The 6000-nt window shown below is 33.0% G+C and carries 2 protein-coding genes; one reads left to right on the top strand and one right to left on the bottom strand.

Features of this window, described 5'->3' with window-relative positions; genetic code table 11:
- Positions 1 to 5197, bottom strand: a 5197-nt coding sequence (locus tag IAE51_RS08955; RefSeq protein ID WP_200095206.1) for a SpaA isopeptide-forming pilin-related protein, incomplete at its 3' end; no start/stop codon positions are given.
- 472 nt (positions 5198 to 5669) lie between these two features.
- Here IAE51_RS08955 and IAE51_RS08950 point away from each other — a divergent pair.
- The gene (locus IAE51_RS08950; RefSeq protein ID WP_033899184.1) at positions 5670 to 5990 is read left to right on the top strand and encodes a hypothetical protein; all 321 of its coding nucleotides are present in this window, start codon (positions 5670 to 5672) and stop codon (positions 5988 to 5990) included.
- The last annotated feature ends 10 nt before the right edge of the window (positions 5991 to 6000 follow it).

The following is a 6000-nucleotide window of genomic DNA, read 5'->3' as shown; positions in this document are numbered from 1 at the left end:
CTTCTTTTGTTGAAATAGTAAAATCAACTTTTGAAGTATTCAAGATATAGCCGCTTGGAGCTTTTGTCTCAACAAATGAATAATCTCCTGGTGCCAAATTGTCAATTAATACTTTACCAGTTTTATCGGAAGCCAAATCTTCTTTGATTATTTTTCCTTTTGAATCAACAACTTTAAAGATTGCACCTTCTAAAGCTTGACCTTGACTGTCATGTTTAATCAACTCAGCTGATCCTTGATAATTAATAAAGTTATCTGAAGCCATGACTACTTTTACTTTGCCTTCTTCTTCACCTGAGATGCTAAAGTTAACTGGCAGAGTATTCAAAATATATCCTTCAGGGGCTTTAGTCTCAACAAATGAATAGTCACCTGGAACCAAACCTTCAATTAATACTTTACCAGTTTCATCAGAAGTTAAACCTTCTTTTATGGTTTTTCCATCTGCATCAATCACTTTAAAGATTGCACCTTCTAAAGCTTGACCGTTGATATCATGCTTAATCAATTCAGCTGACCCTTGATAATTAATAAAGTTATCTGAAGCGACAACCAGTTGAGGTTGTCCTTCACTCTCAGCTAAGATTGTAAAATGGGTAGGAATAGTATTTAAAATATAACCTGTCGGAGCCTGTGTTTCAACAAAAGAATATTCTCCGGGGGCTAAATCATCAATACTTACTTTACCATCTTTGTCGGAAGTCAAGCCTTCTTTGACTGTTTTTCCATTTTTATCAACTACTTTGAAGATAGCGCCCGCAAGGGGTTGACCTTCACTATCTTTTTTGATTAATTGTGCTGAACCTTGATAGTTAACGAAATTATCCGAAGCAATTATTAGACTAGGCTGACCTTCTTCTTCAGCTAAAATTGTAAAATGAACTGGTATTGTATTTAGAATATAACCTGTTGGAGCTTTGATTTCAACAAAGGAATATTCTCCGGGGGATAATCCATCAACTACCACTTTACCATCTTTACCAGAAGTTAAATTAGCTTGGATTGTCTTGCCAGCTTTATCAACAACTTTAAAAACTGCACCAGAAAGTGGCTGACCTTCGTTATCTTGCTTAATTAATTCGGCTGAACCTTGATAATTGATAAAATTATCCGAGGCAATAACCATTTGTGGTTGACCTTCTTCTTCAGCTGAAATTGTAAAATGAACTGGTATTGTATTTAAAATATATCCTGTTGGAGCTTTGGTTTCAACAAAGGAATAATCTCCAGGGGATAAACCAGTAGCCGTAACTTTACCATCTTTATCAGAGCTTAAATTAGTTTGGATTGTATTACCATCTTTATCAATAACTTTGAAAATCGCACCTGATAAAGCTTGACCATTACTGTTATGTTTAATGAGTTGTGCTGAACCCTGATAGTTAACTTTTTCCAAGTTGATATCTGGGATGATTCCTTCTTCATTGGCTTTAAGTTCAAAGTCAATTGGGGTTGGGTCCAAAATATAACCCGCTGGGGCTTTGGTTTCAACAAGTGAATATTTACCAGGTGTTAGTTTTTCAATCGTTACATTTCCAGAACTGTCAGAAGTAAGTTTTTCGTAACCTGAAACAACTTGACCGTTGCTGTCTAGTACTTTAAATTCTGCACCTTGAAGTGGATTTTTTACCTCTTTACCATTTTCAATGGTCAGTCCTACTTTTTTCAAGATTACTTTCGTTGGTTCATTTTCAACGTCTTGAATTGGGAAATTAGAAACTTCTCCGTCTTTTGCAACTGTTATTTTCTTACCTTTGACTAGTTCTTCATCAAGTGTATACCCTGTTGGGGCCTTAGTTTCAATAAGAAGATAATCAGTAACACGCAAATTCCCAAGTTTTAAATCACCATTTTTGTCGGTATCTCCTTCACGAATTAGTTTATCTTTTTTACCATCTGTACCGATAGACCAAAGTTGAAGATGAGCTCCCGCAAGTTTTGCTTTGCCGGGACCAACTTTTTCCAAAGTAACTGAACCTTTTGATCCGTTTGCACTTCCGTTATGATTAGTTACGGGTACATCTTTTTCAACATCTTGTTCTATTGTTTTCTCGTTGTCTCCAGTAATATGGGCTTGATTAGTTACCACATCATTAGCTTTGTCAGAAGTAATTAATGCACGATATTCTACAACATATGCTGTGTTAATTTCTGATAAAAATTTAATTTTAACTGTTTGAGCCCCTGTAGAATTGTCAGTTTGGATATCAACAGAATAATCTTTGCCTTGTTCAAGAATAATATTTTTGTTCTCAGTAATATTACCAGAAGCATCAATACTTGTTCCATAAATAAGAATATCTTTTGCTACAATATACTGATTTGAGGAAGGATTATCAGTGACTTCAACATTTTTTAAGGTAGATTGCGAGGCGTTTACTGTAAGTTTCCAATTTACATAATTAGAATCTGTACTTGACTGTGAACCATCTTTCGTTACGAATTCTCCTTGATGTGCTGGAGTAACGCTAGCACTTAAATCATGTGAAATGTCCTTATTTGTAAATGTCGCTTTGTTTTTGTACTCCTTCTGATTGATGAGGTTACCTTCTAGACTTGTTTCAAATATTAGAACATAGGCTTTTGTGCTTCCATCTGGTAGTTCTACCTTAACACTTCCTTTGCTTTCTACTATTTTTATTCCCATATCTGAAGTAACTTCAGCACCTAAAGTATAAGTACCATTTTTATTAATCGTAGCTTCATATACTTTAGCACTTCCAGAAACATAGTTTTGATCATCAGAGATTGGATCAGTTATTGAGGCATTGCTTAATTCTTGTTGATTGAAATTTGCTGCAATTGTCCAGGTAATTTTTTTGCTGGTTGCATTATATGAACCAGATTTTTGTCCATTATATTGGAACGGAGGTATTGGTTTAAATTCTTTATGATCATTATTAGTATGATCTCCTCCATTTTTATCCTTCCAAGTCATTGAAGCATCATTTACAAATTTGATATCTCCTTCATGACCAGACCCATTATCAATCACACTAGTATCAAATTTTGTTTTGTATTTAATTTGATATTTATGATCTGTCCCCTCCTTAAGTGGGGAATTAAAGGAAACTGAAAAGCCTGCTGTTGTTTTTATCAGTGTATATTCTGTTGGGGAGAGTACTTTATTTCCAGCAGTTTTATCAATAATTTGGAAAGTATTTTCAAGGAAAGTCAAACCTTCAGACATTTTGTCTTCAAGTGACCAGTTTTCCATCCAATAGCCTGCACTATTAATATCTATTTTCCATGGAATTTCTCTATTCTCGTAATCAATAGCTCCATCAATATTTTTAACGATTCCTTGTTGAGTTGCATTACCACCTGACTCGCTGTTATCTCCCGTATCAGTTGTTACTGAGTTATCAATGGTAACATTTCCATCTACGATATCTTTAACCTTCGTTTGATATTCAACTTTTACTGCATAATCGATATCAGTAATAAACTCAATTTTAAATTTTTGAGGATTATCAGGGTCTTGTACAAGTTTATAATCTTCCCCTTCTTTTAATTGAGCACCTTTAATTTCTTTTCCGTTACTATCAAAAGTAATTTTATAAAGTTTAACACTTCCGTTCACCAGCTCGATGGCATCACTCATGGTATCTTCAATAAATGACCCTGCTTTATGATTTTTTTCATTATAATTGTATTCTATATTCCAATTATAAATTTGATCGTTCCCTGTTGTAAATGGTCCATTTTTTTTAATTGGCCCTTTATATTGCGCAGTAACAGAGGCACTTGCATTGGTATCTGTTTTTCCATCATTTAATGTCGCTGTATTTTTAAAACTTACAGATCCCTCTTTTTCCGGAAAACTACTTTCATCGATAGTTGTTGTATAGACAACATTGAACGCTTGATCGGTGGTAGCATATTTACCAATAAAAGTAATTTTTCCATTTGAATCAACAGTATAATCTGTACCTTTTACTAAAGGATGTTCTTTATCAATGGAAATGATTTCTCCATTTTTTCCAACTGTCTCAGGGTAAATTTCGACGGATTCATAAGTTGTTCCTTCTGGCATTGGATCGGTAAGTGTAGCATTTTCCATTGTATTTAATGGACGGTTAATATTTATTTCCCAAATCACTTTACTAGGATTTGGAGTTTTATCGAAATGTCCTGATTTATCAATTGCTTGGTCATAGGTTGGCCGAACATGAATTTCTGAAGGGGGAAAATTTTCCTCCGTTGGTGTATCAACTACAACTTCTCCTGGAACAATTGTCTTATCGAAATGTGCATCATAATGAAAGGTACCATTAATATCATGATAGGTTTCAACTTTTTCATTGAAGACGAAACGAACGGTTCCATCTGCATTAATTGTATAGGTTCCATAATCTCCCAGTGACGATGTCGCTTGCTCAATTGTTACACCATCAGGAAGTTTAAAATCAAAGTAATCTCCTGATTTCAATGGTAAAATATCTTCTGGAATACTCCAGGTATAATCGATTTGAACTTCTGCATCTATCGGAACATCTGTTTGATCTGGATAAGGTTTTCCTTCTTTATCAAGATATATGACCTTAGCTGAGTCGATAATAGTCGCTGGTGAAATTCCTGAGTCTTCTAGAAGTTTACGAATATCTTGACTTTCCACAGTTTTTATAGCTTGCTCTGAATGTTTAGTCGTAGTGCTTTCTTTTTCTTTGATTTCAGGTGTAACAGTATTTTGAGTCACAGTGGAAGTTGACTGACTTGGAGTTTCTGAAGTTGAACTCGTTTTTGGCAACAATACATCAACCTGGCTATCATTTAATTTGGCTGTTAATCGCTCAAAGTTTTTCAAAAGTTCTTTAGAGATTGAAAAATTGACTTTCACTTCGCTTGTATTTAGTGAATTAAGGTCTATTGTCAATCTATTTTCGTCAGCAGTATAAGATGCTGTTGACTTCTGTCTGTTAGCCTCATTTGGTTCATTAATTTTAATTGATTTATCTAATTCAATAATAGTTGTTTTACTTTTCAATATTGACTGATTAATCTTGAGACTTAAATCAAATGTCATTAAATCAGCATTACTTTCGGATTCATCTATTTTAAATTGACTTAATGTTATATCCGAATCATTTGTTTCTTCATTTATTGCTCCTGCAATTGCTCCAACTGGGGTAATAACATATTGTAAAAGCAGCATTAAACCTAAAATTATAGAAATAACTTTTTTTCTACTTTTCATAATGTCCTCCTTTTGATTTTAAATCAGTTTTGTAAGCGATGTATTTTATTAATTACATTTTCTTATAAAAATTGCTGATTCTAGGACATTATAGCATAATACAATACAAATGTGTAATAAATTTCGTACATTAAATTCTATTGTCTTACTTTTATTTATATTTTTGTTAGTTCCTAATATAGCCTTTTTGCAACATAATGGCTCCATAAAGCCATTAGCCCCTTTTTTTAATATTTCATAAATATTTAAATGATTAATAAAAAAAGACCGATAAAAATTAAAAATTTGAGTCTAAATCGACTTTTATAACAAAAAAACAAGATAATGCTTTTTTAAAAGGGGAAAGTTTCACATTCGTTTTATTATTTTTACATTACACCTCTAAATTGAGTCTTATTTTAAATAATAAATATTACCGCTTAAGCATTAAGGATAATAATGTATAATAAAGAGAAAGGAACGAGGAACAAATATGGATTATAATGATTTTATGAAAAGTAAGCACATTGCTGAACGTTGGGGAGAGTTTCAGGCTAATTATAAAAATTTAAATAAAACAAGTGAATTAAAGGCTTATCATGATTTACTGACAGAGTTTTATGATTATATTCAAAGCCTAGAAGCTCATCTTTTTAATGACGAAAAAGTTGCTGACCAAAAAAATTTACTGACAGAAAATGTAGCAACTCCTTCGCAAATTTTTAATGCTCCCAAAATTCCAGAAACAGTTTCTTTTGGTCAAGAAGCACTCGAAGGTGAGGAAGACCCTTGGTTTGGTTTTAATGATGAATAAAAATATTTAC

This window comes from Lactococcus sp. S64, from assembly GCF_016516525.1.
Lineage (GTDB): Bacteria > Bacillota > Bacilli > Lactobacillales > Streptococcaceae > Lactococcus > Lactococcus lactis.
This window is presented reverse-complemented; position numbering and strand designations above follow the sequence as displayed.

Excerpts from the sequence above, each read along its gene's own strand:
- IAE51_RS08950 (WP_033899184.1), top strand. The coding sequence starts at position 5,670 with ATGGATTATAATGATTTTATGAAAAGTAAGCACATTGCTGAACGTTGG.